The sequence below is a fragment of the Aeromicrobium sp. 10G20-16 genome, assembly GCF_055809665.1.
Genome location: NZ_CM147919.1, coordinates 2,497,884 through 2,522,165, shown reverse-complemented (window position 1 = coordinate 2,522,165; position 24,282 = coordinate 2,497,884). Strand labels below are relative to the sequence as shown.

23 protein-coding genes are annotated in these 24,282 nt (G+C 70.2%); 11 read left to right on the top strand and 12 right to left on the bottom strand.

Annotated features, from left to right (window positions below):
• Positions 1-287: 287 nt before the first annotated feature.
• Complete coding sequence (locus AC0L5F_RS12825) at positions 288-1,028, top strand: SGNH/GDSL hydrolase family protein (protein ID WP_473313785.1); 741 nt, start codon at positions 288-290, stop codon at positions 1,026-1,028.
• Between the two features lie 27 nt (positions 1,029-1,055).
• Here the strand turns inward: AC0L5F_RS12825 and AC0L5F_RS12820 are convergent, their stop codons facing one another.
• Positions 1,056-1,688 carry a TetR/AcrR family transcriptional regulator gene (locus AC0L5F_RS12820; RefSeq protein WP_473313784.1) on the bottom strand — a complete coding sequence of 211 codons (633 nt, stop codon included), beginning with the start codon at positions 1,686-1,688 and terminating at the stop codon, positions 1,056-1,058.
• A 95-nt stretch (positions 1,689-1,783) separates the two neighbouring features.
• Between AC0L5F_RS12820 and AC0L5F_RS12815 the strand changes: the two genes are divergently transcribed.
• On the top strand, positions 1,784-3,241 hold the full coding sequence (locus tag AC0L5F_RS12815; RefSeq protein ID WP_473313783.1) for an MFS transporter: 1,458 nt from the start codon (positions 1,784-1,786) through the stop codon (positions 3,239-3,241).
• Positions 3,242-3,256: 15 nt separating this feature from the next.
• On the opposite strand, the gene AC0L5F_RS12810 is transcribed toward AC0L5F_RS12815, so the two are convergent.
• Genes AC0L5F_RS12810 through AC0L5F_RS12790 form a run of 5 tightly spaced genes read right to left on the bottom strand, consistent with a single transcriptional unit; the run spans position 3,257 to position 10,422 of the window.
• A complete protein-coding gene (locus AC0L5F_RS12810) occupies positions 3,257-3,931 on the bottom strand; it encodes a DUF6629 family protein (RefSeq protein WP_473313782.1) in 675 nt (224 codons plus the stop codon).
• A gap of 47 nt (positions 3,932-3,978) precedes the next feature.
• Positions 3,979-7,086, bottom strand: a complete 3,108-nt coding sequence (locus AC0L5F_RS12805) for a type I restriction endonuclease subunit R (RefSeq protein WP_473313780.1) — start codon at positions 7,084-7,086, stop codon at positions 3,979-3,981.
• A complete protein-coding gene (locus AC0L5F_RS12800) occupies positions 7,086-7,409 on the bottom strand; it encodes a hypothetical protein (RefSeq protein WP_473313778.1) in 324 nt (107 codons plus the stop codon). The genes AC0L5F_RS12805 and AC0L5F_RS12800 overlap by 1 nt, the downstream gene beginning before the upstream one ends.
• Entirely contained in the window at positions 7,406-8,674 is a 1,269-nt protein-coding gene (locus AC0L5F_RS12795; RefSeq protein ID WP_473313777.1) for a restriction endonuclease subunit S, read from the bottom strand. Before AC0L5F_RS12795 ends, AC0L5F_RS12800 begins: the two co-directional genes overlap by 4 nt.
• On the bottom strand, positions 8,671-10,422 hold the full coding sequence (locus AC0L5F_RS12790) for a type I restriction-modification system subunit M (RefSeq protein ID WP_473313776.1): 1,752 nt from the start codon (positions 10,420-10,422) through the stop codon (positions 8,671-8,673). Before AC0L5F_RS12790 ends, AC0L5F_RS12795 begins: the two co-directional genes overlap by 4 nt.
• A 192-nt stretch (positions 10,423-10,614) precedes the next feature.
• Here AC0L5F_RS12790 and AC0L5F_RS12785 point away from each other — a divergent pair, with 192 nt between their 5' ends.
• Entirely contained in the window at positions 10,615-11,931 is a 1,317-nt protein-coding gene (locus AC0L5F_RS12785) for an HNH endonuclease signature motif containing protein (RefSeq protein ID WP_473313775.1), read from the top strand.
• Here the strand turns inward: AC0L5F_RS12785 and AC0L5F_RS12780 are convergent.
• From AC0L5F_RS12780 to AC0L5F_RS12765, 4 genes are all read right to left on the bottom strand, one after another.
• A complete protein-coding gene (locus tag AC0L5F_RS12780; protein WP_473313774.1) occupies positions 11,874-12,395 on the bottom strand; it encodes a GNAT family N-acetyltransferase in 522 nt (173 codons plus the stop codon). The genes AC0L5F_RS12785 and AC0L5F_RS12780 overlap by 58 nt on opposite strands.
• Complete coding sequence (locus tag AC0L5F_RS12775) at positions 12,388-13,236, bottom strand: SDR family oxidoreductase (RefSeq protein WP_473313773.1); 849 nt, start codon at positions 13,234-13,236, stop codon at positions 12,388-12,390. The genes AC0L5F_RS12780 and AC0L5F_RS12775 overlap by 8 nt, the downstream gene beginning before the upstream one ends.
• A gap of 37 nt (positions 13,237-13,273) precedes the next feature.
• Positions 13,274-14,407, bottom strand: coding sequence for a hypothetical protein (locus AC0L5F_RS12770; RefSeq protein WP_473313772.1), 1,134 nt, complete (start codon positions 14,405-14,407; stop codon positions 13,274-13,276).
• Between the two features lie 78 nt (positions 14,408-14,485).
• The gene (locus AC0L5F_RS12765) at positions 14,486-14,959 is read right to left on the bottom strand and encodes a hypothetical protein (protein ID WP_473313771.1); all 474 of its coding nucleotides are present in this window, start codon (positions 14,957-14,959) and stop codon (positions 14,486-14,488) included.
• A gap of 73 nt (positions 14,960-15,032) precedes the next feature.
• On the opposite strand from AC0L5F_RS12765, the gene AC0L5F_RS12760 reads away from it, so the two are divergent.
• From AC0L5F_RS12760 to AC0L5F_RS12740, 5 genes are all read left to right on the top strand, one after another.
• Entirely contained in the window at positions 15,033-16,193 is a 1,161-nt protein-coding gene (locus AC0L5F_RS12760; RefSeq protein WP_473313769.1) for a zinc-binding dehydrogenase, read from the top strand.
• A 272-nt stretch (positions 16,194-16,465) separates the two neighbouring features.
• Positions 16,466-17,551 (top strand): S-(hydroxymethyl)mycothiol dehydrogenase, encoded by a 1,086-nt coding sequence (locus AC0L5F_RS12755; protein ID WP_473313768.1) that lies wholly within the window; start codon positions 16,466-16,468, stop codon positions 17,549-17,551.
• Entirely contained in the window at positions 17,548-18,174 is a 627-nt protein-coding gene (locus AC0L5F_RS12750; protein ID WP_473313767.1) for an MBL fold metallo-hydrolase, read from the top strand. The genes AC0L5F_RS12755 and AC0L5F_RS12750 overlap by 4 nt, the downstream gene beginning before the upstream one ends.
• 45 nt (positions 18,175-18,219) lie before the next feature.
• The gene (locus AC0L5F_RS12745) at positions 18,220-19,170 is read left to right on the top strand and encodes a sensor domain-containing diguanylate cyclase (RefSeq protein WP_473313766.1); all 951 of its coding nucleotides are present in this window, start codon (positions 18,220-18,222) and stop codon (positions 19,168-19,170) included.
• The gene (locus AC0L5F_RS12740; RefSeq protein ID WP_473313765.1) at positions 19,167-19,634 is read left to right on the top strand and encodes a CoxG family protein; all 468 of its coding nucleotides are present in this window, start codon (positions 19,167-19,169) and stop codon (positions 19,632-19,634) included. Before AC0L5F_RS12745 ends, AC0L5F_RS12740 begins: the two co-directional genes overlap by 4 nt.
• A gap of 3 nt (positions 19,635-19,637) precedes the next feature.
• Here AC0L5F_RS12740 and AC0L5F_RS12735 read toward each other — a convergent pair whose 3' ends face one another.
• Entirely contained in the window at positions 19,638-20,633 is a 996-nt protein-coding gene (locus tag AC0L5F_RS12735; protein ID WP_473313764.1) for a DNA topoisomerase IB, read from the bottom strand.
• A gap of 57 nt (positions 20,634-20,690) precedes the next feature.
• Between AC0L5F_RS12735 and AC0L5F_RS12730 the strand changes: the two genes are divergently transcribed.
• Positions 20,691-21,611, top strand: coding sequence for a pirin family protein (locus tag AC0L5F_RS12730; RefSeq protein ID WP_473313763.1), 921 nt, complete (start codon positions 20,691-20,693; stop codon positions 21,609-21,611).
• Between the two features lie 14 nt (positions 21,612-21,625).
• On the opposite strand, the gene AC0L5F_RS12725 is transcribed toward AC0L5F_RS12730, so the two are convergent.
• Positions 21,626-22,738, bottom strand: a complete 1,113-nt coding sequence (locus AC0L5F_RS12725; protein ID WP_473313762.1) for a calcium:cation antiporter — start codon at positions 22,736-22,738, stop codon at positions 21,626-21,628.
• 62 nt (positions 22,739-22,800) lie between these two features.
• Between AC0L5F_RS12725 and AC0L5F_RS12720 the strand changes: the two genes are divergently transcribed.
• Together AC0L5F_RS12720 and AC0L5F_RS12715 are read left to right on the top strand one after the other, a co-directional pair.
• The gene (locus AC0L5F_RS12720) at positions 22,801-23,508 is read left to right on the top strand and encodes a lysoplasmalogenase family protein (protein WP_473313761.1); all 708 of its coding nucleotides are present in this window, start codon (positions 22,801-22,803) and stop codon (positions 23,506-23,508) included.
• A 1-nt stretch (position 23,509) separates the two neighbouring features.
• The gene (locus tag AC0L5F_RS12715; protein WP_473313760.1) at positions 23,510-24,262 is read left to right on the top strand and encodes a lysophospholipid acyltransferase family protein; all 753 of its coding nucleotides are present in this window, start codon (positions 23,510-23,512) and stop codon (positions 24,260-24,262) included.
• Positions 24,263-24,282 lie beyond the last annotated feature (20 nt).

Sequence of the window (24,282 nt, the reverse complement as noted above, 5' to 3'; positions counted from 1 at the left end):
GAGCGTGTCAAGCAGCGATCGACCCACACCGAGGCGCACGGCCCTCGACCGTCAGCACGACCCCGGCCACGCCCTGCGACACCGGCCGACCGGGCACGCCACGGGCCCACCCACGGAACGGTGTGGCGACGAGGCCGCATCGTGGTGACCCACCAGCAGTCGTACATTGCGCAGATGCGCATCCGATCTGCTCTCGTCGCCCTGGCCGCTCTCCTGATCACGGCCGGCTGCGGTTCCGGTTCCTCCGACGAGGAGCTCCGGCGCCGTCGGGCCCGAGGTACGTCGCGATGGGCGACTCGTACTCCGCCGGGCCCGAGCTGGCCCAGACCGACGGCGACTCCGGGGTCTGTGACCGGTCGCTGCGCAACTACCCGCAGCTGGTCGCCAAGGCGATCGACGCCTCCTCGTTCACCGACGTCAGCTGCTCGGGCGCCACCACCACGAACGTGCTGGAGTCTGCCCCCATCGGCGACGAGGGCGCCCCGGTCCCGGCGCAGCTCGACGCGCTCAGCGCGGACACCCAGCTGGTCACCATCGGCATCGGCGGCAACGACGACGGACTCTTCTCGTTCCTGTCGAAGGCCTGCACCGAGCAGGGCACCGCCTGCGCCGACTACCTGAACGACAAGCTGCCCAGCGTGCTGGACAGGACCCAGAAGAACGTCGAGACGACCCTCACGGCGATCCAGCAGAAGGCGCCGAAGGCCGAGGTGATCCTCGTCGGATACCTGCGAGTGGCCCCGACCGGCGCCGGGTGCGCCCAGCTCGGAGGCGACGCCCTGGACACCAAGGGCGTCTCGCAGGGCGAGAAGGCGATCGACACCATGCTGTCGAAGGCGGCAGCGGACGCCGGCGCCACCTACGTGTCGATGAACGGCCCGTCCGAGGGCCACGACGCCTGCTCCAGCGACCCGTGGACCAACGGCATCGCCCCACAGACCCTCGGCGGAGGCGCCAGCCTGCACCCCGACGCCGAGGGCATGGCAGCGGTGGCCAAGGCGGTCGAGGCCGCCGTCACCGTCCGCTGACCCAGGTCCGCTCGACGCGGCTCGAGCTCAGCCGTCGGCCAGCCGGTCGATGATCCGGGTGAGCTCGCGGCGCAGGACCGCCTCGTCCCCGGCGAGCGCCAGGTCGTCGCCCACGAGGGCGTGCAGGACCACGACACCGGTGAGCAGCGCTGTGGTCAGCTCGGCCCGCACGACGTCGATCACCTCGTCGTCTCCGCGGTCGTCGGCATCGTCACCAGCCCGGAGCCGTTGGCCGACCGACGTGATCCAGCCGAGCATGGAGGTGCGGCGGAGCGTGTCGATCGCCGGGTCGGCGCCGGTGTCGCGCAGCATCAGCATCAGCGGGTGCTCGTCGCCGTACTCGGGCCACGAGCCGGAGCGCAGGCTGTCGAGCAGTCGGTCGACCAGCTGGCCACGATCGATCTCGGCGTCGCCCACGGCCGGGTCGATGACGGCGGCCGACTCGGCGAGGACCGCTTGGTAGAGCCCGTCCTTGGAGCCGAAGTACCGGCTGATCAGCGACACGTTCACCCCCGCGTCGGCGGCGATGTCGCGAGTGGTGGTGCCGTCGAGGCCGAGCACACCGAAGCGTCGACGGGCGGCCTCCAGGAGCCGTTGCCGCGTCGCAGCCGCGTCGCGACGGTGCGGGACATGGGTCCTCGAGCGTCTTGTCGCGGTCATGGGCCGCCTCCTTCGCGAGGCGCGTCACTTGGTTGGACAGCGCAACGACATGGTTGCTACCGTGAGTAAACAAACGATTACTTACCGGAGGTGGCATGTCAACCGACGCCGCGACGTCGCCGATCGACCCGACGCACACGCCGTCGAGGCTGCGGGCCAACGCCGAGATCGTGGCCGTCGGCCTCGGCGCCCTGATGGCCGCACTGAGCCAGACCCTCGTGCTGCCGGTCATCCCCGACATCGCCGCCGACATCGGCGCCTCGCCCACGCAGGCGCAGTGGCTGCTCACCTCGACCCTCCTCGTGGGCGCGGTCTCGGTGCCGATCCTCGGCCGTGTCGCCGACATCGTCGGCCGCCGACTCGTGCTGCTGATCGCGCTCGGCGCGCTCGTCGCCGGCTCGCTGATGGCCGCCCTCACCTCCAACCCGACCATCATGATCACCGGACGCGCCATCGCCGGGCTGTCCTCCGCGGCCATCCCGCTGGGCATCAGCCTGCTGTCGGCAGTGCTTCCGGCCGAGCGCAAGAGCTCGGCCGTGGGCCTCGTCAGCGCCATGCTCGGCGTCGGCGGCGCCCTGGGTCTGCCGCTCGCGGGCCTGGTGGCCGACAACGCCGACTACCACGCCCTGTACTGGATCGGGGCGATCGGCGCCGCCGTCAGTCTGGTCCTGGTCGCCACGCTCGTCGGCGAGCCCGGCACCGAGAAGAACCAGAGGGTGGACCTGCCTGGCATCGTGCTGCTGGCCGCCGGCATCGTCGCGCTGGTGCTGCCCCTGTCCCAGGGTGGGGCGTGGGGCTGGGGATCGCTGCGGGTCGTCGGCCTGCTGGTCGCCTCGCCGATCCTGCTCGGGGTGCTGGTGCTCGTCGAGTCCCGGACCCGCACGCCGCTCGTCGACCTGACCGCCCTGCGCAATCCCCCGGTCGCGATGACCAACATCGCGAGCGTGTTCTTCGGCTTCGCGCTGTTCGCGAGCTTCGTCGGCACCGCGAACTACGTCCAGGCTCCTGAGGCCACCGGCTACGGGTTCGACGCCACCGTGCTGACCGCCGGCCTCACCCTGCTGCCCAGTGGCATCCTGATGCTGCTGCTGTCCCCCTTCGCCGCTCGCATCGCCGGCGTCTGGGGAGGCGGCAAGGTGCTCGCCGTCGCGGGTCTCATCGTCGCAGCGGGCCTGGTCGTCCGGATCTTCCTGGTCGACGACCTGTGGCAGATCGTGCTCGGCGCCACGATCGTCGGCGCCGGCACCGGCATCGGGTACGCCACGCTGCCCACCCTGATCAACGCGCACTCGCCCGCCCACGCGCTCGGCGCCGCGAACGGCATCAACACCCTCGCCCGCGCCCTCGGCAGCACCCTGGCCAGCGCGGTCGGCGGCAGCATCCTGGCCTCGGTCACCATCGCCCTCGGCCCGGCAGAGATCGCCTCATTGGGCGCGTACCGCATCCTGTTCGTGATCTGCGCGGTGTCGGCGGCGCTCGCCAGCGTGCTGGGGCTGATCATCGACCGCTCCCCCGTTCCGCAGCGCGAGCCGGAGCGGGTCCCGGTGGGCTGAACCCGCCGGGTGCGCTCAGCTGCGCACCAGGGGTTCGGCGCGCAGACGGTGCGGGTCGGGCAGTCGTCGTCGCAGCCGCATGTGCACCAGCACGAGCACCGAGCTGGCCGCCGCGAACACGCACCACAGCGAGGCGAACGCCGACAGGTACAGCAGGCCCACCACCGTCAGCCCGACCAGGTTGAGGACGCCGAACCACACGATCGACCGGTAGCCCGACAGCACCGACGGGCCGATCACGGCCACGACGTACAGAGCCGTCCAGAGCGGGGCGTCGGGCAGTCCGACGCCGTAGACGATGGCGTGGGCCTCCACCCGGACACTGATCGGACCGTCGAGCACCGCCACCGCCATCACGGCCGAGACGACCGCCCCGAGCACCACGAACGGCGCGACGCGCAGGCGGGCGCCTCTCGGCTCCAGCAGCAGGACCGCGAGCGGCAGGAGAAGGGGCAGCACCGGCAGCGCGAACAGGACGTAGGCCGTGGTCGCGGCCTCGGCCGTGCAGGTCGACACCGTGCCGGAGTCGCCGAACCAGACCAGCGACTCGACCAGCTGGTGCAGGGCGAACAACAGGGGCAACGCCGCGAACGGAACCTCGCGGACGTGCCGCACCTCGCGCAGGGACGCGACCCCCACCGGCAGCAGCACGACTCCGGCCACCATGTCGGCCTCGGGCGAGAAGCACACGATCGACCCCTTCCGTCGATGTCGCAGACAGACTAGGCACTGCCGGCTCAGCGTTCGGCGGTGGCCATCCGGTAGAACAGCTCCGCCATCTCGACGACGAGCTGGGCCCGGCCGGGAGTGTCGGAGAACAGGTAGTCGGCCAGCAGGTTGTGGGCGCCCTGGTTGTCGGCGACCGCACTCTGCAGCGCTTCCTCGAAGTCCGGCGACTCGGCGAACTGGGCCGGCGAGTTGACCCGCGCCTGCTGCACGAGTGCCTCGTTCTCCAGCATCGTGCGCGCCGTCCCCTCGGTGTACGAGCGCGCCTGCGCGTCGGTGAGCTGGTCGCCGAACAGGTCGTTCAGACGCTCCAGCACCTGGGCGAAGGCGACCATGGTGGGATCGCGCTGCTCGGCCGAACCCGCCGCCGTCATGCCGACCAAGCCCTGCGGGTCGATGAGCTTGATGTCGGCAGGGCCGCGGTCGACCTGCTTGACGGCTCGCAGCTCGAGATCGGTCAGGTCGATCTCGGTGCTGAAGGTGTCGGGCTGGATGCGCCGCTGCAGCAGCGACAGGTAGATGTGCAGCTGCTCGAGCTCGACGCTGCCGTAGTCGATGATCTGGCTCATGAACGCGTAGACGTTGACGAACGACGCGACGTCGCGGCGGAACATGGTCAGCGTGTCCAGCTCGGTGCGGTCGTCGGCGGCCAGGGCGTCGGTCCAGCGGCGGGCAAACTCACGCTGCCCCGGCGCGACCGCGGCGTCGATGCGGCCGTGCTGGTTCTTGACGAACGCCTCGGCGCACAGCCGGACGTCCTCGGGCGTGTAGATGGCGGCGGTGTCCAGCTTGGCCGCGATGTCGTGCACCAGGTTCGGGTCGGTGGCGGTCTCGAGGTAGGCGCCTACGAAGTAGGGCTCGAACGACTCGCGGATCTGCTCGGGGTCGTTGACGAAGTCCAGCACCTGGGTCATCTGTGCGGTCTTGGGCTCCCCGTCCGGGGTGACGTAGGTGCGGTTGAGGCGCGACAGGGTCTGCACCGCAGTGACGCCGGACAGCAGCCGGTCGACGTACATGGCGCACAGCAGCGGCTGGTCGAAGCCGGTCTGGAACTTGTTGGCCACGATCATGAACGCGTACTCGTCGCCGGTGAAGGCGTTGCGCAGGTCGTGCACGGCGCGGCCCTGGGCGTCGCGGTTCATGGACGACTCGGTGAAGTCGTCGGGTCCGGTCTCGGGGTCCTGCACACTGCCGGAGAACGCCACCAGCGTGCCGAAGTCGTATCCCTTCTCGGCGATGTAGGCGTCGATGGCCCGCTTGTAGCGGACGGCGGCCTTCCGCGAGTCCGAGACGACCATGGCCTTGGCATGGCCGTCGAGCAGGTGGGCGACGTTGGCGTGGAAGTGCTCGACCATGATGGCGGCCTTCTGCGCGATGGTCTGCGGGTTGAGCTTGACCCACCGCATGACCTGCTTGCTGGCCTCGGCCTGGTCGACCTCTTCACTCCCGCTGGTGGCGTTCTGGCCGACCTGGAACGCGATCTCGTAGGAGTGGTAGCCGCGCAGGACGTCGAGGATGTATCCCTCCTCGATGGCCTGCTTCATCGTGTACAGGTGGTACGGCTCGGGCAGCCCGGACGGGTCGTCGGCCGGAGGCCGCCCGAACAGCTCGAGCGTCTTGGCCTTGGGCGTGGCGGTGAACGCGAAGTACGAGATGGTGCTGGCATCGGCGCGGTCACTGGCCTCGGCGAGCAGGACGGACTCGGCGTCGATGTCGCCACCGTCCTCCAGCTGCTGCAGCTCGTCGGCGGTGAGCACCTGCTTGAGCTTGGCGGCGACCTGGCCGGACTGCGAGGAGTGTGCCTCGTCGGCGATGACGGCGAAGCGCTTGCCGGCGAGCCCGGCGTTGGCGCGGATCTCGGCCAGCGCGAACGGGAACGTCTGGATGGTGACGACGATGATCAGCTTGCCGTCGGTCAGCGACGTGGCGAGCAGCCCCGACTTGGCCTTGCCCTCGCGGGCGGCGGCGTCGCGGTCGATGCTGGCGACGATTCCCTGGTCGTTGTCGATCTGCTTGATGGCGTCCTGCAGCTGGGCGTCGAGCACGTTGCGGTCGGTGACCACGATGACGGAGTCGAACACCTTGGCGTTGTCGACCTGCAGGCGCGCGAGCCGGTGCGACAACCAGGCGATGGAGTCGGTCTTGCCCGAGCCGGCCGAGTGCTGCACGAGGTACCGGTGGCCAGGTCCCTCGGTGGCGGCCGCCGCGACAAGCGATGTCACCGCCTCCCACTGGTGGAACCGCGGGAACCGGAGCTCGGAGGTGACCGACCGCTTGCCGCTGATGGGGTCGATGCTGCGGTCGGTCTTGACGTACATGAACCGGCCGAGGATCTCCAGCCACGCGTCGCGCTGCAGCACCCGCTCCCACAGGTAAGAGGTGGCCGAGCCGTTCGCGTTGAGCGGGTTGCCCGCTCCCCCGGACTCGGTGCCGCGGTTGAACGGCAGGAACCGTGTCGCGTCGCCGCGCAGGCGGGTGGTCATCCACACCTCGTCGTTGGACACCGCGAAGTGCACCAGGGCACGCGCACCGGACTCGAACAGCGGCTGCCGCTTGCGGGTCTTGGGGTCCTGCGGCTGCCGAGTGGTGCGGTACTGGGCGATCGCGTCGCCGACGCTCTGGGTGAAGTCGGTCTTCAGCTCGGCGGTGGCCACGGGCAGCCCGTTGACGAAGAAGACCAGGTCGACCGACCGCTGATCGCCGGTCGAGAAGTGCACCTGCCGCATCACCCGCAGGCGCACCCTGTCATACGCCTCGACCGTGGTCGGGTTGAGCGTGGACTCGGGTCGGAACTGGCACAGCCGGAACGCAGCGCCCACGTGCCGGAACCCGTGCCGCAGCGCGTGCAGGGTGCCGCCGCCGTTGGCCATGGGCGTGTCCAGCACCTTGACCAGCCGGTCGAGCACCTGCCCCCGCTGCTTGTCGGCGTCCGCAGCGTCGGTGTTGACCACCTTCGCCAGCGCATCCGGCTGAGTGTCCTCGAGCCACCCGAACAGGTCGGCGGGAAACAGCGCCCGCTCGCGGTCGTAGCCGCTGTCGTTGGGTGAGTACTCCCAGCCGTGGGAGGCAAGATGCTCACAGATCAGGTTCTCGAACTCGATCTCGTTGTGCTGCGCCATCAGTAGTCGCCCTCCATGAAGCCCGATCTGAAAGCCCGCCGAATCGCGTTCTGACCTCGCACCTCCATCAGCTGCTGATGCAGCGGGCTCGACTCGATCACGACGATCCACACCACACTCATGCCGTCGCTGCGATTCCCACCGTCGGTCACCAGAGTTCGCGCCTTCCACCCGAGGTCTCGCGCAACCCGCCGCCCCAGCGACCGAAGCTCCTTGATGGCGTCCTCATCGCTGGCAGGGATGCGCTCGGTGTACTGGCCCGATTCCTTGAGCGCTCGCTGGATCTCATCGGCGCGGCCGGCGGCATCGCTTCCGTCAGTCATGCTGGAACCTTGACATCAATCTGGCCGGTGACGGCGGCGGTGATGAGTGCGGCACGGCGCTCCACGGAGAGGCCTACGAAACGCTGAGTCTCGTCTACGAGTGCGTCGATTTTGGCCACCGCTTCTCGGAGATTGGCTGCGATCTCGACCTGTTCGTCGAGAGGGGGAACTGGCACCCGAAGCGCTGCAGCGTCAGCTTGGTAGATCGTCTTGTGGGTCGAGCCCGCCATGAGGGAGTCGAAAACCGGCCGCATGGCACGCAGCACCCACAGCAGGTACTCGGAGTTGAGATGCGGGCCAGGGATCCAGTTCCAGAAGTCCTGACTCGTAGCCATGGGGCGTGGCATGATCCCGCTGTAGCCGACCGAGGCGGTTCGAGACAGCACTACCGTGCCGGCAGGAAGTAGTTCGGCAGACGAGTTGTCGAGCCCAACTTGACTGATGCTCGCGCTCGTCTCGCCGAGATGAGTGGTCCGCCCGGATCGGAGTTGCCAGACGTCCGCGAGCGTGAACCAAGGAATACTGCAGTCGATCCAGTAGTCGGGATTCGTACGGCTCGGCGTGTGGCCCGTCTTCATCGAGGCAAACCGCGACAGGTGTGCCACCGTCCAGTGATCGGGGACCTCTTGCGCCCACAGAAGGCCTGACGGCTTCATCCGCTGGGATGGTCTGACTCCCCTTGAGACGAGTGTGGCGATGGCTTGAGCTCGACGTTCAACGAGAAGCTCGCGAAGCCGCTGCTGATCCTCGATGAGCGTGTCGATCTGCGCGGTCTCGTGGTCGAGGTAGTCGGCGATGGCGCGTTGTTCGGGGAGGGGCGGCAGCCTGAGCTCCATAGTCATCAGGTCTGTGCTGGTGATGGCCGGATAGGACACACCGACACTGCGACTCTCGACCCGAGAGACAAACTCGTCGCCCTGGAGATACCAGGCCAAAAATCGACCGTCTACAGCCGCGCTGGGATGCAGTACGGCGAACGCGGTGGAGAACACCACGTTCTCCGGCGCCGCTGGGACGGTAGCGACGGCGCGCAGGTATGTCCGAACAGTGGAAACGACGGAGTCTCCCCGTTCGGCCAAGCGCCGCGCACGAGATGGTGCCTCGCCGAAACGAATGGGTTCGGATGGGATCGTCATCCGCCCCTGCATCACGTTGCTGACGTCGACGTAGGCAAACTCTTGGTCGACGGGGGTGTTCTCCGGCAGCGTTCGGACGTTGCAGGCTGCTACGTACTTCAGCCGAGTGCGCTCCCATCGGTGCGTCATCCCTCCACACCTCGCAGCAACTCAAGGATCTTCGCGACCTGCTTCTCCAGGTCGGCGTCGATCTCGGACAGCGGCCTCGGCGGCACGTACGTGTAGAAGTGGCGCGTGAACGGGATTTCGTAGCCGACCTTGGTCTTTTTGGGGTCAAACCAGGCGTCGGGCACGTGAGGCAGCACCTCGGCGTCCAGGTAGGCCTTGATGGTGGCCTCGGCGCCGTCGGCTCCGAGGGTGTTGCCGCCGTAGGTGAAGGGCACGTTCTCGGTGTCGCGCTTCTTGCTGTCCGGCTTGGGCTGGCCCTTGCGGTCGGTGACCGGGTTGCCGTCGTCGTCGAGCAGCGGCCGCTCGACGGTGATGGTCCAGTAGCCGAAGTCGGCGGCCGTGAAGATCTTGGAGAACTCCGCATCGGCATCGGGCTGGTCGTCGAACGCGTCGTGGATGGCCACGATTCTCGTGCGGGCGGCCTCGTCCAGCTCGCGGCGCTTGGAGCCGAGGCTCTTGCGCATCTTGGTCCAGAAGCTGGTGGCGTCGATCAGCTGCACGTAGCCGCGACGGTGCTCGGCCCTGGAGTTGTCGAGCAGCCAGATGTAGGTGGCGATGCCGGTGTTGAAGAACATGTCGGTCGGCAGCGCCACGATCGCCTCGACCAGGTCGTTCTCCAGCAGCCAGCGACGGATCTCCGAGGGTCCCGACCCGGCCCCGCCGTTGAACAGTGGCGAGCCGTTGAGCACGATGCCAGCGCGGCCGCCGCCCTCCGACCGCGGACGCATCTTGGCCGCCAGGTGGGTGAGGAACAGCATCTGCCCGTCCGACACCGCCGGCAGCCCCGGCCCGAACCGGCCGTCCGGGCCCGTGCGCTGACGCTCCTCCTTGACCGCCGCCTCCGACGCCTTCCAGTCCACGCCGTACGGCGGGTTCGCGAGGCAGAAGTCGAACCGGCGGTCCCAGAACAGGTCCTCGGCCAACGTGTCGCCCAGCTTGATGTTGGTGGCGTCCTGGCCCTTGGCGATCATGTCGGACTTGCAGATGGCGTACGACTGGTCGTTGATCTCCTGCCCGTACAGACGCAGGCGGGCGTCGGGGTTGCGCTCCAGCAACCGCTCCTCGGCCACCGACAACATGCCGCCCGTGCCGGCCGTGGGGTCGTAGATGGTCCGCACCGCACCGGGCTCGATCAGGCTCGTCGCGTCCTCGGCGAACAGCAGGTCGACCATCAGGCGGATCGCGTCCCGCGGCGTGTAGTGCTCGCCCGCCTCCTCGTTGGAGGCCTCCGCGAACTTGCGGATCAGCTCCTCAAACAGGTCACCCATGTCGGCGTTGCTCAACGCGCTGGGGTGCAGGTCTACCTCGGCGAACTTGCTGACCACCAGGTAGAGACGGTTCTTCTCGTCGAGCTTGGCCACCTCGGTCTCGAAGCCGAACCGCTCGAACACGTCGATCGACGCCGAGAAGCCGTTGACGTACTCCAGCAGGTTGGCGCGCAACCCCTCGGGATCGGCCAGCAGGCGGCCGAAGTCGAACGGCGACGCGTTGTGGAACGTCAGGCCCGTGGCCCGCTTGACCTGCAGGTCGAGCGCACCGCCTTCGTACTGCTGCGCGAGGGCGCGGACCTCGTCGCGCGTGGGCTCGAGGATGCAGTCGAGCCGCCGAAGGATCGTGAACGGCAAGATCACGCCGCCGTACTGGTGAGGCTTGTAAACCCCGCGCAGCTGGTCGGCGATCGACCACACAAAGTTCCCGAGACTGCTCACCGCGCTCCTTCCGCCACGGGGCACCGCGCCCCGGCCGACTGGTTCACCGTATGCCGTCCACCGGGTCGGCGTGGCGTTCTTCGCGAGTGCATGAGACGCAAAGAAAGTCGTGTCGATGTGCGGGAGCCTCTTGATTCTGTCAAGCCTGTCACCTATACTCGAACATACGTTCGAGCACTATCCGGGGGAACGATGGCAGCTGAGGTCGTGGAGCCGCATCCGGTGGTGGCGTGCGCCGGCGCGCTGCATCGTGTGCTCGACGACATGGGCCAAGCCTCGTGGGACGACCTCGACGACACCACCGTCCGCGCACTGGTCGCCGACCTGTCGCGCGTGCAGGCGCGGGTGCAGGCCCAGCAGCTTCGGGGCGCCGCGCGGCTCGAGTCCTCCGGCGCCGCACGCAAGGCCGGCAAGACCTCCACGGGCGACCTGCTGGCCGGAGACTTCGGCGGTGACCGCACCGGTGCCGACGCGTTCGTGCGCACCAGCCGTCAGGTCGCCCCCGAGTCCGCCACCCAGGCCGCCCTCGCCGCCGGCGACATCTCCTTCCCGCAGACCCAGGTCATCGGTCGCGCCCTGGCCGACGTCCCCGAGCAGCACCGGCCGCTCGCCGAGGCCGCACTGCTGCGCGACGCACGCACCCTGTCGCTCAAGGACCTGCGGCGCCGCGCCGACCGGGTCGCCGACACCTACGCACCACCGCGCGAGGCCGACGCGGCCGAGAACGAGACCATCCAGCAGCGCGAGCGTCGCGCCCGCGCCACCGCAAGGTTCCGCATGTGGGACAACCACGACGGAACCCGCTCCGGCGACTTCCGCATCCCCGAGGCCCAGGCCGACCGCCTCAAGGCCGCAGTCGACTCCATCGGCGCACCCCGCCGGGCCCACCTCGCCGACCCCGAGGCCCGACCCACCGACACCGTGCACCGCATGGGCATGGCCCTGGCCGACCTCTGCGACCACCTGCCCACCGACGGCCTCCCGTCGGCCGGCGGAGCAGGCGCCACGGTCGTCGCCACCGTCGACCTCGACACCCTGCTCGGGCGGCTGCGCGCCGCCACCCTCTCCACCGGCACACGACTCTCGGCCGGCCAGGCCCGGCAGCTCGCCTGCCGCACCGGCATCCTGCCCGCCGTGCTCGGCGGAGCATCCCGCGTGCTCGACGTCGGTCGCACCCAGCGACTGTTCACCCCGGCCCAGCGCCACGCGCTCGCCCTGCGCGACGGCGGATGCACCTTCCCGGGCTGCGACCGGCCACCCGCGTGGTGCGAGGCACACCACCTGCGCCCGTGGTCCGACGGCGGTCCCACCGACCTGTCGCACGGCGCCCTGCTCTGCCCGTTCCACCACCACGTCGTGCACGACCACGGCTGGCAGCTGCGGCTAGACCCCGACACCGGGCACGTCCAGATGCGCTTGCCCGGACACCGACACTGGCAGCGCAACCATCGCTACCGGCCCGGCGAGTCTCCGCCCCGGGCGGGATCTCCACCCTGGCCCGACGGCTGATCCGCCGGCCTGCTCATCACCGTGTTGGTGAGGCCGATGCCACCTCGCTGCACCAGCTGCTCACGCTCCACCGTGAACCCGGCGCGCTCCAGCACGGGCCGAGCGGTGTGGCTGGCCTCCACCGTCAGCTCTCTCCCTGCTGCATCGACCACCGTGGCCACCAGCGCCGCACCGATCCCCCGCCGACCCACCGTCGGATCCACGTACAGCATTCCGAGGTGGTCAGGGGCATCCATGTCCACAAAACCCACCACGCGCCCCTCGACCACGGCCACCCACCCACGCACCGCGGCTCGACGCTCGGCCCACTCGGCCGGATCGAGGTCGCCCGGCGCCCACGCCGCTCGCTGCTCGGGCGTGTAGTGGGCCGCCGCCGTCTCGTGCACGGCCCGCCTGAACACCTCGAGCGTCGCCTCGGCGTCGGCCCGCGTCTCCGGACGAATGACGAAGGTGGGTTCAGCCACGCGCGCCCGCCAGCAGCTCGGCCAGCGACATGGGACGGCGCCCGGTGAGACGCTCGACGTCGTCGCTGACCGCCGCGACCTCGCCGTCGCGGATCGCTGTGTACGTGCTGACCCACGCCTTTACCTGCCAGTCCGGAGCCCCGTAGGGAGCACGTGACCGCCACGCCTCCTCGACCGTCTCGTCGTGGAAGGTGACGTCACGGCCGGTGGCCGACGCGATGGTGGCAGCGATCTCGGCGAACGTCAGCGCCTCAGGTCCCGTGACGTCGTAGGTGGCGCCGCGGTGTGCGCCCGGATCCTCCAGGATCGCGAACGCGGCCCGGGCCACGTCCAGCTGCGTGACCACCGAGACCCGACCGTCACCGGCCGGTCCGCGGATCACCCCGTCGTCGCCGACCGTCATCGGCATGAAGTCCGCGTAGAAGGAGTCGCGCAGGAAGGTCCATTCCATGCCCGACGCCTTCACGTGCTCCTCCGTGGCCCAGTGGTCGCGGCCCAGCGTGAACACCGAGTCCTCGGCCGCGCCGAGGAACGACGTGTAGACCACGTGCTGGACCCCCGCGTCGCGGGCGGCGTCGACGAACGTGCGGTGCTCGTCGAGCCGGCGCTCGTTCTCGGCCGCCGAGACCATGAACAACGTCTCCACCCCGTCGAGCGCGCGCACCGAGGCATCCCGATCGGCGTAGGAGAACGGGTGCACGACCGAGCCGGTCAGTCGCGGCGCCTTGGCCGGCGTGCGGACCAGCAGGCGTTGCTCCCGGCCCGCGTCGGCCAGCATGCGGGCCACGTGGCCACCGACGGCTCCGGTCGATCCGGTCACGGCCAGGGTCGATGTGCTCATGCAGGGTGCAACCGCGGTCCGGGGCGGACGATTCCCGCTAGCCGGCGGACCTGGCGAACAGGGCGATGGCCACCATCACCAGCGCCAGCGCGCCGTATCCGACCCTGCGCGGCCAGCCGGTCGACGTCCTCAGCGCGAGCACCGCTTGGATCGCGTAGTAGACGGCGAACGCGCGCGACGCCACCGCCACGATCGTGAAGGTCGGGACGGTGGCTGCGAGCAGCACCGCCGCGGTTCCGCTGACCAGGTACGGCCGCGCCCCCTTCATCACCGAGGTCAGGCTGCGAAGGTTGCCCTCGGCCGACACGGTGTCGGCCACGGCGGCGCTGAACTGGCTGAGCACCGCGGACAGCACCAGCGGCAACGCCAGGAACGGCGCCACCCTCGCGGTGAGATCGAGCAGCGTCCGGTCCGGCCCGGCCGAGGACCCGATGCCGAGCACCGGCGTGGCCACCAGCACGAAGACGAGATAGATACCTGCCGCCGTCAGCTGTGCGAGCCGCGATGCCTGGACGCGGGTCTCGGTGTCGAACTGGTCGCCGAGGTAGCGCACGGTCTCGAAGCCCTGCGCCGTGATCACCACACCACCGAGCACGAGCAACGTCTCCAGCAGGCCGGTGTGGGCCACGGGAGGAAGGTCGAGCCCGCCGCTGCTCAGCTGCTGCACGTCCTGCACCAGCAACGCACCAGCGAGCACGGCCGTCAGGACCAGCACCGCCACGAGGCTGAACCGGTCGAGCTCGTCCAGTCCGTCGAAGCCGCGCGTGATCCCGATGCCGACGATCAGCACCACGACCACACATGCGAGGATCCGCTCCCACGGAACCGAGCCGGACACTCCGACGTACTCGATCACGTACTGCGCCATGATGCGCAGGTACAGCGCCACCGAGATGATGTAGGCGACGGCGATGACCGCGTCCCCCACCCGGTCGAGTCGCAGGTCGAACCGGCCGAGGCTGCCGTCGTCGAGCGCCGGCTCCACCACCCGGACACAGTGCCGCACGGCCGTGCCGACCAACCAGGCGAGAGCACAGACCGCGGCCACGCCGAGCACCGACAACGACCCGAGCGTGCGCTCCATGACCGGCACGATGATCAGCAGCCCGGAGCCCAGGATCGACGCAAGCGGCGTGACGGTGGCCCTGATCACGCGAGACGTCTGGGGCACCGGCCCAGCCTGTCATGGCGCGATCCACGACACCGCGACGACGCGTTCGCGTCTGCGACTCCGTGGCCGGGTCCGAGGCTAGGGCAGGACCACGGTGAAGGACTGCGGCTCGTCGTCGGTGGCCTCGAACACCTGGGGAGGCTGCTCGTCGCCGGTCGCGATGCCCCGGCCCTCCAACGACACACCGAACGCGTAGCGATCCGCCGGCTCGGCGAAGATGTTCGCCTCGACCTGGCAGGCCCCGTCGACGAGAGTGGCGCCCGACTCGGGAAGACGGACCTCGTCGCTCAGGGGCTTGGTGCCGCTCTCGTCCGTGACGGACAGCGACGGGGGCCCGAACTCCGACCCGTCGACGCACGCGTCGCCGTCGACCTTCCAGACCGAGCCGCCCTCGTCGCGCACGGTCACCGCGAACTGGTGCAGCTGCGGCTCCGGCGATGTCGCGCTCGGCGCCACCGTCTCCGCGGCCTGCGCGTCGTTCGGCGCCTCGCTGGAGCATCCTGCCGTCGTCAGCGCAAGAACGCCTACCATCACCACCCCGATGAACCTCATTCCACGCACGCTAGCAACTCGACGCCGACATGACTACACCCTGTCACGAGACGCCGGCGGGTACCGTTCGTCCATGCGAGCCGTGACCCTCCACGAAGGCCAGCTGACCGTCGAGGACGTGCCGACCCCGGAGCCCGGTCCCGGCCAGATCCTGGTCGACGTCACCCGCTGCGGCATCTGCGGCTCCGACCTGCACGCCAAGCAGCACGCCGACGCGACGGCCGACGCGGTGGCCGAGGTCGGCTACGAGCACTTCATGCGGTCGGGCCACCACGTCGTGATGGGGCACGAGTTCACCGGCCGCGTCGCTTCCTACGGGCCGAAGACTCGGCGGAAGTGGCCGATCGGCACCCCCGTCGTCGCTCTGCCGATCCTCGGCACGCCGGATGGCATCCACCTCACCGGCCTGACCCGCCACGCCGGCGGCGGCTATGCCGAGCAGGTGCTGGTCGACGAGTCGGTCACGTTCGAGGTGCCCGACGGTGTCAGCCCCGACCACGCCGCAATGACCGAGCCGCTGGCGGTCGCCCTGCACGCCGTCAACCGCGGCGAGGTGAAGGCCAAGGACACCGCCGTCGTCATCGGCTGCGGACCGATCGGCCTCGCCGTCATCCTCATGCTCAAGGCCACCGGCGTGCGCCACGTGATCGCCAGCGACTACTCCGCCGGGCGCCGCGCACTGGCCGTCCGCTGCGGCGCCGACGTGGTCGTCAATGCCGCCGCCGAGTCGCCCTGGGCGTCGTTCGCCGAGAGCAGGTACCTGATGGGGCCGACCGAGCTCGGCCAGCTCGGTCTCGACACCATGAAGCAGCTGCGCAGGCTGCCGCTCGTGCCGTGGCGTCGGGTCATGGAGGTCGGACAGAAGCTCGGAGCCGCACCGCGGGGGCCGGTGGTCTTCGAGTGCGTCGGCATGCCCGGCGTGCTCGAGGACATCGTCAGCCACGCACCGCTGCTCTCGCGGGTCGTGATGGTGGGCGTGTGCATGGAGCCCGACACGTTCCGTCCGGTGATGGCGCTCAACAAGGAGCTCGAGCTGCGGTTCGTGTTCGCCTACGACCCCGTCGAGTTCCATCGCACCCTGGAGATGATCGCGGACGGAACCGTCGACCCGTCGCCGCTGCTCACCGGCACCGTGGGGCTGGAGGGCGTGGCCACCGCCTTCGACCAGCTGGCCGACCCCGAGCAGCACGCCAAGATCCTCGTCGACCCGTCGAGCAACGCCACCCGCGCCTGAACCGCCGGACACAGCCTGCTCGTCGCTGGCAAACGGAACCTGCTCGCCAGGGAGGCCGTCTGCGGCCGACCGTGCCCTTCGCTTCGCTCACGCTTCGCTAGGGGCCGGGAGCGCCAGCGACCGAGGCGGGACCACCGCAAGCCGCCCGACTGACGTTCGCCTCGCTTCGCTCACGCTCCTCGCAGAGCTCGTCGCTGGCGAACGGCCGCCACGCGCGCCCGACCGTGATGTGGTTGTCTCGTGCCAAGCCGTTCGTCGAACAGGAGCCGCACATGCCGCAGACCGTCCGTGGAGTGATCGCCCGTGAGAAGGGGGCGCCCGTCACCGTCGAGAACATCGTCATCCCCGATCCGGGTCCCGGTGAGGCGGTCGTGGACATCCAGGCCTGCGGCGTGTGCCACACCGACCTGCACTATCGCGAGGGCGGCATCAACGACGAGTTCCCGTTCCTGCTCGGGCACGAGGCCGCCGGCATCGTCGAATCGGTCGGTGAGGGCGTCACGGACGTCGCTCCCGGTGACTTCGTGGTGCTCAACTGGCGTGCCGTGTGCGGAAGCTGCCGTGCCTGCCTGCGCGGCCGACCGTGGTACTGCTTCGACACCCACAACGCGACGCAGAAGATGACGCTGGAGGACGGCACCGAGCTGTCTCCCGCACTGGGCATCGGCGCGTTCGCGGACAAGACCCTCGTGGCCGCAGGCCAGTGCACGAAGGTCGACCCGTCGGCCTCTCCGGCCGCCGTCGGGCTGCTCGGGTGTGGCGTGATGGCCGGGCTCGGGGCCGCCATCAACACCGGCAACGTGCAGCGCGGCGACTCCGTGGCCGTCATCGGCTGCGGCGGAGTCGGCGCTGCAGCGATCGCCGGCGCCCGGCTCGCCAACGCAGCGAAGATCATCGCGATCGACATCGACCCGGGCAAGCTGGAGACGGCCACCCACATGGGCGCCACCCACACCATCAACGCGAAGGACGGAGACGTCGTCGAGGCGATCCAGTCGCTCACCGACGGCTTCGGTGCCGACGTCGTGATCGACGCGGTCGGACGGCCCGAGACCTGGAAGCAGGCCTTCTACGGTCGCGACCTCGCCGGCACCGTCGTGCTGGTCGGTGTGCCCACCCCCGACATGCAGCTCGAGCTGCCGCTGATCGACGTGTTCGGCCGCGGCGGATCGCTCAAGAGCAGCTGGTACGGCGACTGCCTGCCCAGCCGCGACTTCCCGATGCTGGTCGACCTGTACCAGCAGGGCCGACTCGACCTCGACGCCTTCATCACCGAGACGATCGGCATCGACGACGTCGAGGCCGCGTTCGACAAGATGCATGGCGGAGGCGTGCTGCGATCGGTGGTGCAGCTGTGAGCGCACGGGTCGAGAAGGTCGTCACGTCGGGCACGTTCGCGCTCGACGGCGGCGAGTGGGACGTCGACAACAACGTCTGGATCGTCGGCGACGACACCGACGTGATCGTGATCGACGCACCCCACGACGCGGCGGCGATCTTCGCCGCGGTCGGCGACCGGACGGTGCAGGCCATCGTCCTCACCCACGGCCACAACGACCACGTCAACGCGGCGGTCGAGCTGGCCGCCCTCACCGGCGCACCGATCTGGTTCCCGGCGGCCGACCGCATGCTGTGGGACGTCGAGCACGACCAGGCGCCCGACCACGACCTGGCCGACGGTGAGACCTTCGAGATCGCGGGCAGCACGTTGCGCGCCATCGCCACGCCGGGGCACTCCCCCGGCAGCACCTGCCTGTACGCCGAGGACCTCGGCGTGCTGTTCAGCGGCGACACGCTCTTCAACGGCGGTCCCGGGGCCACCGGGCGGTCGTACTCGAGCTTCGACACGATCATCGAGTCCATCAGCACCCGGCTGTTCACGCTGCCGGACGACACCACGGTGCACACCGGACACGGCGACGACACCTCGATCGGTGCCGAGAAGCCCTCGCTCGACGCATGGATCGCCCAAGGATCCTGATCCCATTCGCCTGCGCCGTCAGGCGGCCCCCCGCACAATGGGGACGTGCCCCCGGCTGACTCCCACCGCGGCGCCGACCTGTTCACCGCGTCGGCGCAACGAGTCGTGGACTACCTCAACGAGCACACCCCTCTCGACGACTGGTCCGTCACCCGGGTGGCAGGCGGCGAGCAGGTCCACCTGCACACCCAAGGCGGCACGCTGATCGGGTCCGGCATGCGCGTGGCGTGGCAGGACAGCTTCTGCGTGCGCATGGTGGAGGGCGCCGCGCAGGTCGTGGTGGACACCCTGGCCGACCCGGACTACGCCGACCACGAGGCCGCCGACCAGGTTCGCTCGTACGCCGGGGTGCCGCTGACCGACGACAACGGCACGCTGTTCGGCGTGCTGTGCGGCTTCGGCACCGAGCCGCTGGCGGACGTCGACGCCGTGGACGGCGACCTCGTGAACCTGATGGGTGGTCTGCTGTCCTCCAACCTGGTGGCGGCGCGTGCCGCCGACCGGGGACGCCGCAAGACCGAGATCGCCGAGGCGCTCGCCCAGACCGACGCGCTCACCGGGCTCACCAACCGTCGTGGGTGGGACGTGCTGGTCGCCGACGCCGAGCAGCGCATGAACGCCTACGGCGACCTCGTCACGATCGCCGTCGTGGACCTCGACGGCCTCAAGGCGATCAACGACGCCGAGGGACATCACGCCGGGGACGAGCTGATCGTCACGGCGGCGCGGGCGCTGACGTCGGTGGCCGGCCGCGGCGACCGGGTCGCACGCTTCGGCGGAGACGAGTTCGCCATCTTGGTCAACAACGTCGGCTCGATCGACGTGGCGGCGCACGTCGAGGCGTTCGAGCGAGCGCTGGAGTCTGCCGGCGTCGACGCCTCGGTCGGTCACGCGGTGGCGGCTCCCGGCAGCCTCTCGGTCGTCGACGCCTTCGTGGCCGCGGACCGCGCGATGTACGACGCGAAGGCCGCCAGGACCGCTACCGTCGTGCGATGACCTGGTTCACCTCCGGCCGGGAGTCCGAGGCAGTGCTGGCTGCCGAGCGCTCCGCCATCTGGGAGATCCTCACCGATCCGGACGCGATCGTGCGGCTGACCCCGTTCCTGGAGCGCATCGACGCGTCCGGCGACACCTGGGTCTGGCACCTCGGCGGCCTCGACGTGCTGGGGCACGAGATCTCGCCCAGCTTCACCGAGCAGATGTCCTACGAGGACGGCCACCGCATCGACTTCACGCACGCCCCGCCGCAGGGCCGCGACGAGAAGGCCGGCGCCGACGGCACTTACACGCTCACCGACACCGACGACGGCACCCACCTGGCCATCCGGCTCGAGGTCTCGGTCGACCTGCCGCTGCCCAAGCTGGCGTCGTCGGGCGTCCAGGGCGCCATGAAGGGCGTCATCGCCACCATGGGCAACGGATTCGCCAAGCGGCTCGAGGCCGAGCTCGGCCTGGACTGACGCTCAGCCCCGCTTGAGCAGGCGCAGCACCGAGCGCTCGAGCGTGCGGCTCACGGGCGCACCGGGCGCCACCCGCCGGTGCTGCCCGGTGACCACGACCCCGTCGTCGAACAGGTCCACCACCCGCGGGTCCACGTAGGAGGACCGGGCGATGGCCGGGGTGTTGCCCAGGTGCTCCGACACCTCGCGCATCGTGGCGGCGACGGCACGCTTGCGGGCCGTGGGCGTGTCCGCCTCGACCACTGCGAGGGATCGCGCAGCCACCACGTTGGCGCGCCAGGTGCGGAAGTCCTTCGCGGTGAAGTCGCCGCCGAGCGACTCCTTGACGTACTCGTTGACGTCGGAGGCGTCCAGTCCCCGCCACCGTCGGTTCTCCTTGAACTCGATCAGCCGGTCACCGCCGCTGCGACGTCGGCGCAGGGCCGCGAGCACCGCCACGACACGTTCGTCGCGGACCGTCACCTGCACGGTCTGGCCGGACTTGGCCGGGTAGTCGAAGTCGATGCCGCGAGGCACGACCGACACGTGCGGCCGCTCGAGCGTGGTCAGGCCGTGGCTGCCGTTCTCGTCGGCGTAGCGGTCGGACCCCACCCGGAACATGCCCAGGTCCAGCAGACCGAACACGGCCGCGCAGACGCGGGTGCGGTCCAGCTGGTCCCCACCGAGATCGCGGCGCACGGTGGTGCGCCGGCGCAGCAGTGCGCGGGCGAACGCCTCCATGTGCTCGAACTTGGCCAGGTCCCGCTGCACCCGCCAGTCGGGGTGGTACAGGTACTGGCGACGTCCCGCCGCGTCGGTGCCGACGGCCTGCAGGTGCCCGTTCGGCAGCGGACAGATCCACACGTCGGTCCACGCCGGTGGGATGACCAGCTCCTTGACGCGGACGACGTCGAGATCGGAGAGCGGCTCGCCGGTGTCGTCGAGATAGCTGAACCCCCGCCCACGCCGCAACCGGCGCCAACCGGGCATCGCCGCGTTGACCCGCCGCAACCGCACCATGGGTCGAAGGTAGCCGCGCGGACGCATCACCGCAGGAAGCCGAACTAGGCTGGTCGCATGACCCGGACCGAGGTGCTCTCCACCCGCGAGGTGCCGCTGGGCGGACTTCGCGCCATGACCGTGCGCCGCACCCTGCCCCAGCGCGAGCGGTCCTTCGTCGGCGCCTGGTGCTTCGCCGACCACTACGGCCCCGACGACGTCGCGAGCACCGGCGGGATGGACGTCGCGCCGCACCCGCACACCGGGCTGCAGACGGTCAGCTGGCTGTTCGCCGGCGAGATCGAGCACCGCGACAGCGCCGGGGTGGTCGCCACCGTGCGGGCGGGCGAGATGAACCTGATGACCGGCGGCTCCGGCATCTGCCACTCCGAGGTGTCGACGCCCGACACGTCGGTGCTGCACGGGGTGCAGCTGTGGGTGGCGCTTCCCGACGCCCACCGTCACGCTCCCCGGGACTTCCAGCACCACGTGCCCCGGCCGGTCCAGGTGGCCGGCGCGACCGTCCGGGTGTTCCTCGGGTCGCTGCTGGGCTCGACGTCCCCGGTCAGCACGTTCACGCCCCTGCTCGGCGCCGAGATCCTGCTCGATGCCGGCGCGAGCGTGTCGCTGGACGTGGACCCCGCGTTCGAGCACGGCGTGCTGGTCGACACCGAACGAGCCGTGGTCGAGGGCACCGCGATCACGCGCGGGCAGATGGCCTACCGGGCCGTCGGCGAGGACCGGCTCACGCTGGAGAACCCGACCGACCAGACCGCGCGAGTGGTGCTGCTCGGCGGCACCCCGTTCACCGAGCAGATCGTCATGTGGTGGAACTTCGTCGGCCGCAGCCACGACGAGATCGTGGCGTTCCGCGAGCAGTGGGAGGCCGCGGGCGAGCGCTTCGGTTCGGTCGAGGGTTACGTGGGCCCCACCGACCGCATCCCGGCGCCACCGATGCCGTCGGTGCGTCTGGCCCCACGGAGCAACCCGGCCGGCTGAGCGGGCCGATCGACTCAGGGACTGGCGGCCAGGAACAGGAAGGCAGCCAGCAGCGCCACGTGGATGCCGCCCTGCAGCACGGTGGCGCGACCGGGAACGACCGTGAGGACGCTGGTGACCAGGGTCAGCACCAGCAGCACGATCTCGGTGTCACCGAGCCCGAGGACGAGCGGTCCGTCGAGCCAGATCTGCGCGATCGCCATCACCGGGATGGTCAGCCCGATGCTGGCCATGGCCGATCCGTAGGCGAGGTTCAGGCTGATCTGCACCCGACGCAGTCGGGCGGCCCGCACCGCCGCAATGGTCTCCGGCAGGAGGATCAGCAGGGCGATGATGATGCCCACGACGGCTTGCGGCATGCCGGCCGACGACACCCCGGACTCGATGGCCGGCGACACCGACTTGGCGAGGCCGACCACGGCCACCAGCGCAGCGACGAGCAGGCCGAGGCTGAGCAACGCCGTGCGATCGCTGGGCGGATCGGCGTGCACCTCGTCGTCGAGTCCCGTGCCCGCGGCAGGGGTCTCCGCCGGCAGGAAGTAGTCGCGGTGCCGGACGGTCTGCACGCCCACGAACAACAGGTACAGGCTCAGCGCGCTGACCGCCGCGAACGCCAGCTGCCCCGGGGTGAACTCGGCGCCGCTGCGTCCCTCGGTGAAGCGCGGGACGACCAGGCACAACGTGGCCACCGTGGCCACCGCGGCCAGCGCACCGCCGGTCCCCTCGGCGTTGAACACCGCGATGCGGCCCCGCTTGAACGTGGCCGCCAGCAGGGACAGGCCCACCACGCCGTTGGTGGTGATCATGATCGCCGCGAACACGGTGTCGCGCGCCAGGGTCTCGGCGCCCTTGCTGCCGCTGGTCACGAGGGTGACGATGAGCGCGACCTCGATGACGGTGACCGCGACAGCCAGCACCAGCGACCCGAACGGCTCACCGACCCGGTGGGCGATCACCTCCGCGTGGTGCACGGCCGCGAGGACGGCACCCCCGAGCAACAGCGAGACGACCACCACGACGACGACCGGCAGGTCACGTCCCCACGCGGCGACCAGCAGCACGAGTGCGGCGATCGGCACTGCGGTGGTCCAGCGGGAGGCGAGCGCGGCGGCCGACGTGGTCGTCATGGGCCCATCATCCCAGACGCGGACGCGCCGGCTGACAACTCGTCACCCGGTACGGTGAGCCCATGGCGCCTGCGATCCGGAGTCCGTGGCTGGCCGGCTTCGGCGTCGTGGCGGTCGTGCACCTGGCGCTCAATGCGGCCGACCTCGGGCCGTGGGACTCGATCTCCAAGGCACTCCTCGCTCCGCTGCTCCTCGCGTGGGTGGTCCAGCAGCACGGGCCCCGCCTGCTGGTCGCGGCACTCTTCTTCTGCTTCCTCGGCGACGTGCTCCTCGAGCTCGACGACCTGTTCGTCGCGGGCATGGCTGCCTTCGCCGCCGCCCACGTGTGCTTCATCCGGCTCTTCGTCCAGCGCGGAGCCGTCGCCGCCCTGAGGGCCCGGCCCTCGATCCTCGCCGGCTACGTGGTCGCCGCGATCGTCCTGATCACGTGGACGTGGACCGGCCTCGACGCCGGCCTGCGGCCGATCATCCCGATCTACGCCGCCCTGCTGGTCGGCACGGCGTCCACCTCGCTGGCCGTCGACGTCCGCGCCGGCGTGGGCGGTGCGCTGTTCCTGGTGTCCGACGGCATCATCGCCCTGGGCGAGGCGGGCCGCATCGACCCCGACGCCACCGCGACGGGTCTGGCGATCATGACGCTGTACATCCTGGCGATCCTGCAGCTGACGGCCGGCATCATGGCCAAGGAGCGGCGCACCGTCGCCGCCGGACCGGGCTTCGACCCGACCGTGCGCACCGACTGCTGGCCGCGTCTGCCCGGTACCAGCTGACGTGGACCGCACCTACCGACTCGTCGTCGCCACGTTCGGCCTGTTGTTCCGTCTCATGGGCTACCGCTTCGACGTGCGCGGGGCCGAGCACCTGCCGCGTGACGGCGCGGGAGTGGTGGCCGGCAACCACATCGGGTTCCTGGACTTCACCTTCATCGGCTACGCCGCCCGTGCGCGGGGTCGACGCATCCGGTTCATGTCCAAGACGTCGGTCTTCGAGACGCCCGTCGTGGGTCGCCTCATGCGGGCGATGCGGCACATCCCGGTCGACCGGAAGTCGGGAGCCCGCGCCTACCGGCGGGCACTGCACCTCGTCGACGAGGGCGAGCTGGTCGGCGTCTTCCCCGAGGCCACGATCAGCCGTTCGTGGCTGCTCAAGCCGTTCAAGCGCGGCGCCGCCGGGATCGCGGTCAACCGGCGGGTGCCGCTCGTGCCGGTGATCGTGTGGGGCGGCCATCGCGTCTTCACCGTGGACGGTCACCGCAGCCTGCGCCGCCGCATCCCCATCACGATCGCCGTCGGCGAGCCGCTGCACGCCGGCGCGGACGAGAGCGTCGACGAGCTCTCGGCGCGACTGCACACCGTCATGGAGGCGTTGCTGGAGGACGCGATCACCTCCTACCCCGAGGCGCCGCGGGACGACGAGGACCGCTGGTGGCTGCCGTTCGACCACGGCGGCACCGCGCCCGACGTGGAGACTGCCGCCAGACTGGACCGGGAGGCCGTCGCCCGCATCGGCGACAGCTTCGAGTGAGCAGCCGAGCAACGAGAGCT

Bases quoted from the DNA above. Each gene is read 5' to 3' on its own strand.
- AC0L5F_RS12825 (WP_473313785.1), top strand. From the start codon at position 288: ATGGGCGACTCGTACTCCGCCGGGCCCGAGCTGGCCCAGACCGACGGC.
- AC0L5F_RS12820 (WP_473313784.1), bottom strand. From the start codon at position 1,688: ATGACCGCGACAAGACGCTCGAGGACCCATGTCCCGCACCGTCGCGAC.
- AC0L5F_RS12785 (WP_473313775.1), top strand. From the start codon at position 10,615: ATGGCAGCTGAGGTCGTGGAGCCGCATCCGGTGGTGGCGTGCGCCGGC.
- AC0L5F_RS12730 (WP_473313763.1), top strand. From the start codon at position 20,691: ATGACCCGGACCGAGGTGCTCTCCACCCGCGAGGTGCCGCTGGGCGGA.
- AC0L5F_RS12775 (WP_473313773.1), bottom strand. From the start codon at position 13,236: ATGAGCACATCGACCCTGGCCGTGACCGGATCGACCGGAGCCGTCGGT.
- AC0L5F_RS12760 (WP_473313769.1), top strand. From the start codon at position 15,033: ATGCGAGCCGTGACCCTCCACGAAGGCCAGCTGACCGTCGAGGACGTG.
- AC0L5F_RS12800 (WP_473313778.1), bottom strand. From the start codon at position 7,409: ATGACTGACGGAAGCGATGCCGCCGGCCGCGCCGATGAGATCCAGCGA.
- AC0L5F_RS12725 (WP_473313762.1), bottom strand. From the start codon at position 22,738: ATGACGACCACGTCGGCCGCCGCGCTCGCCTCCCGCTGGACCACCGCA.
- AC0L5F_RS12735 (WP_473313764.1), bottom strand. From the start codon at position 20,633: ATGGTGCGGTTGCGGCGGGTCAACGCGGCGATGCCCGGTTGGCGCCGG.
- AC0L5F_RS12740 (WP_473313765.1), top strand. From the start codon at position 19,167: ATGACCTGGTTCACCTCCGGCCGGGAGTCCGAGGCAGTGCTGGCTGCC.
- AC0L5F_RS12795 (WP_473313777.1), bottom strand. From the start codon at position 8,674: ATGACGCACCGATGGGAGCGCACTCGGCTGAAGTACGTAGCAGCCTGC.
- AC0L5F_RS12765 (WP_473313771.1), bottom strand. From the start codon at position 14,959: ATGAGGTTCATCGGGGTGGTGATGGTAGGCGTTCTTGCGCTGACGACG.
- AC0L5F_RS12815 (WP_473313783.1), top strand. From the start codon at position 1,784: ATGTCAACCGACGCCGCGACGTCGCCGATCGACCCGACGCACACGCCG.
- AC0L5F_RS12805 (WP_473313780.1), bottom strand. From the start codon at position 7,086: ATGGCGCAGCACAACGAGATCGAGTTCGAGAACCTGATCTGTGAGCAT.
- AC0L5F_RS12755 (WP_473313768.1), top strand. From the start codon at position 16,466: ATGCCGCAGACCGTCCGTGGAGTGATCGCCCGTGAGAAGGGGGCGCCC.
- AC0L5F_RS12720 (WP_473313761.1), top strand. From the start codon at position 22,801: ATGGCGCCTGCGATCCGGAGTCCGTGGCTGGCCGGCTTCGGCGTCGTG.